This window comes from Acidovorax sp. KPB24-03 (assembly GCF_057546605.1).
Genome location: NZ_BAAJYR010000412.1, coordinates 1 through 3,068, shown reverse-complemented (window position 1 = coordinate 3,068; position 3,068 = coordinate 1). Strand labels below are relative to the sequence as shown.

The following is a 3,068-nucleotide window of genomic DNA, read 5'->3' as shown; positions in this document are numbered from 1 at the left end:
CGAGGACGTTCGACGCCAGCTCGCCGGCCAGACGGGCCGGGTGCGCGTGGGGGCCTCGACCGGTGCCATCGCGCACCTGCTGCCGCCCGCGCTCGAGCGCCTGGCGCGGCAACACCCCGGGGTCGATGTGAACGTGCAGGTGCTGACCTCCAACGAAAGCATGGCCCGGCTCGCGGCCGGCAGCCTGGACCTGGCGGTGGTGGCGCTGCCGCAGCCGGCCGTGCGCGGCGTGCAGGTCACGCCCCCTGCGGCGCGAGGCGGTGGTCGCCTTCCTGCCATCGGCCTGGAAGGCGCCGCAGCGGCTGACTGCGCAATGGCTGGCGGAGCGGCCACTCATCATGAACGACGCCTCCACCCGCCTGTACCGGCAGACCGCGGAATGGTTCTCGGCAGCAGGCGTCCATTGCCGGCCCCGGATCGAGCTCAACTACAACGACGCGATTCGCACGCTGGTCGCCGCCGGCTACGGAGCGGCGCTGCTGCCGCAGGAGTCGTACGAGGCCACGCGCGACCCGCGCATCGCCATCCGCCCGCTCCGCCCGGCGCTGTGGCGACAGCTCGGCCTCGCGGTGAGCGACCGGGGCGCCAGCGGGCCGACGCGTTTCGTGCTGGAGGCGTTGCTGCCGGAGAAGGACCCGGCGGCGTGAGCCGCACCGACTGCCGTTCGCCGGGCGGCGATGGCAACGGGGCGAAACACCGGACAGCTGCCGGGCGCCAGCACGGCGTGGCCGGTGGATACTGCGCACCGCCGCCTCTCGAGCAGCCCTCCTCCACCCGCTTTCCTGCCCCCTGCTTTTCCAGCCTTTTCATGGACCATTCGCTCACATCGCCCACCCCACGCCATCGCGCCGTGCTGGTGGCAGGCATCGCCCTTTGCATCGCCCTGGGACTGGCCTCGCGCCGGTGGCCCGGCGTGCTGTTTCCCGAAGCGCTGGGCAAGTACCCCGGCGATGCGCTGTGGGCGCTGATGGTGATGTTCGGCTGGGCCTGCCTCTGGCCGCGCATGGCCCCGGGCCGGCTGGCCCTGCTGGCGCTGGCGACTTCGTTCGCGGTGGAGTTCTCGCAGCGGTACCAGGCGCCGTGGATCAACGCGATCCGCAGCACCACGCCGGCACCTGGTACTGGGGTCGCGGTTCAACGCGATGGATCTGGTGGCCTATGCCGTGGGCGTGGCGGTCGGCCTGGGGCTCGACGGGCTTTACCAGGCCTGGCTGCGCCGAAGGACTGGAAGCCAGGCGGCACGCCCCGATTGAGCGGCCGGGAGGCCCTGCGCAAAGGTCCCTGCCCGTCCGGATGCCCCGCAAGCCTGGCTCATTCAGTCGAACAGCCCCGGCGTCATCGGCCCCTGGCGGGCCACCGGCGCCTCGCGCGCGGCCTGCTCGGTCAGCAGGTTGCCCACGCGCACGCCCAGCAGCCGCAGCCGCTTGTCCAGCGGCACGCGCTTGAGGCACTGCCCGGCCGCCCGGCGAATGGTGGCCGCGTCCTGCGTGGGGTGGTCGATGGTGAGGTCGCGCGTGGCGATCTTGAAGTCGTCATAGCGCAGCTTGATGCCGATGGTCTTGCCCACGTAGCCCTTGCGCTGCAGGTCGCCGGCCACGCGTTCGCACAGGTCGGTGAAGATGCGGCCCAGCTCGGCGCGGTCGCGCACGGCGTGCAGGTCGCGGTCGAAGGTGGTTTCGCGGCTCATGGAAACGGGCTCGCTTTCGGTGACCACGGGGCGGTCGTCGCGGCCCCAGGCGGCCTCGTGCAGCCAGGCACCGCTGGCCTTGCCGAAGTGGCGCACCAGCCAGTCGCGCGGGCGCGCGGCCAGTTCGCCCACCGTGTGGATGCCATGGGACTGCAGCTTGGCGTCGGCCTTGGGGCCGATGCCGTTGATCTTGCGGCACGCCAGCGGCCATATGGCTTTTTCCAGATCGCCCTCGTGCACGATGGAAATCCCGTTGGGCTTGTTGAACTCGCTGGCCATCTTGGCGATGAGCTTGTTGGGCGCAACGCCGATTGAGCAGGTGAGGCCCGTGGCGTCGAGGATGCTTTTCTGGATGAGCCGCGCGAGCGACCGGCCGCCGTCGCGCTGGCCGCCCGGCACGTGCGTGAAGTCGATGTACACCTCGTCCACGCCGCGGTCTTCCATGACGGGCGCGATGGACACGATCACTTCCTTGAACATCCGCGAAAAGCGCCGGTACGAGGGAAAGTCCACCGGCAGCAGGATGGCCTGGGGACACAGGCGCGCGGCCTTCATGAGCCCCATGGCCGAGCCCACGCCGAACTGCCGCGCGGGGTAGGTGGCGGTGGTGATGACGCCCCGCCCCACGTAGTCCTTGAGCCGCGGGAAGGCCGCGACGGGAATCTCCGACTCGCGGCCGGCATACTCGGCCACCAGGGCCTCGTCCTGCGCCCGCCGGCCACCACCGATGACGGCGGGCAACCCTTTGAGCTGCGGGTAGCGCAGCAACTCCACCGAGGCATAGAACGCGTCCATGTCCAGGTGGGCGATGCGGCGTGGCAGGGGTGCGGCGGGCTCTTCGGGGGCGGTCACGTCCGCCATTGTCCACGCGCTCCCCACCAGCTGCGCAGGCCCGGCGGGATGCCCCCGCGAGCACCTGCGCGATGGGCGATCAGCGCACGCGCAGCGCGCCCGGCTGGCCGTGGCCGGCCAGGCGGAACACGGCCACCGTGTCCACCAGTTGCTGCGCCTGCGCCTTGAGGCTTTCGGCCGCGGCGGCGCTTTCTTCCACCAGCGCTGCATTCTGCTGCGTGACCTGGTCCATCTGGCTCACGGCCTCGCCGACCTGGGACACGCCCGAACTCTGCTCGGCGGTGGCGGCGCTGATCTCGCTCACGATGTCGCTCACGCGCTGGATCGACGACACGATCTCGCTCATCGTGGTGCCGGCTTCGTCCACCAGCGCCGTGCCGCGCTCGACGCGCTCCACGCTGTCGGTGATGAGGGCCTTGATCTCCTTGGCGGCGTCGGCCGAGCGTCCGGCCAGGCTGCGCACTTCGCTGGCCACCACGGCGAAGCCCCGGCCCTGCTCGCCGGCGCGGGCCGCTTCCACGGCCGCGTT

General features: G+C 71.4%; 2 protein-coding genes and 2 pseudogenes. 2 read left to right on the top strand and 2 right to left on the bottom strand.

Going from position 1 to position 3,068, the window contains the following annotated elements:
* Positions 1-647: pseudogene (locus tag AC27KI_RS21830) on the top strand (LysR family transcriptional regulator substrate-binding protein); the annotation flags it as partial.
* Between the two features lie 161 nt (positions 648-808).
* Positions 809-1,051, top strand: a pseudogene (locus tag AC27KI_RS21825) (DUF2809 domain-containing protein); the annotation flags it as partial.
* Between the two features lie 264 nt (positions 1,052-1,315).
* Here the strand turns inward: AC27KI_RS21825 and AC27KI_RS21820 are convergent.
* Together AC27KI_RS21820 and AC27KI_RS21815 are read right to left on the bottom strand one after the other, a co-directional pair.
* Positions 1,316-2,548 (bottom strand): DNA polymerase Y family protein, encoded by a 1,233-nt coding sequence (locus AC27KI_RS21820; protein WP_284429008.1) that lies wholly within the window; start codon positions 2,546-2,548, stop codon positions 1,316-1,318.
* Between the two features lie 70 nt (positions 2,549-2,618).
* Positions 2,619-3,068, bottom strand: a 450-nt coding sequence (locus AC27KI_RS21815; protein ID WP_487115793.1) for a methyl-accepting chemotaxis protein, incomplete at its 5' end; no start/stop codon positions are given.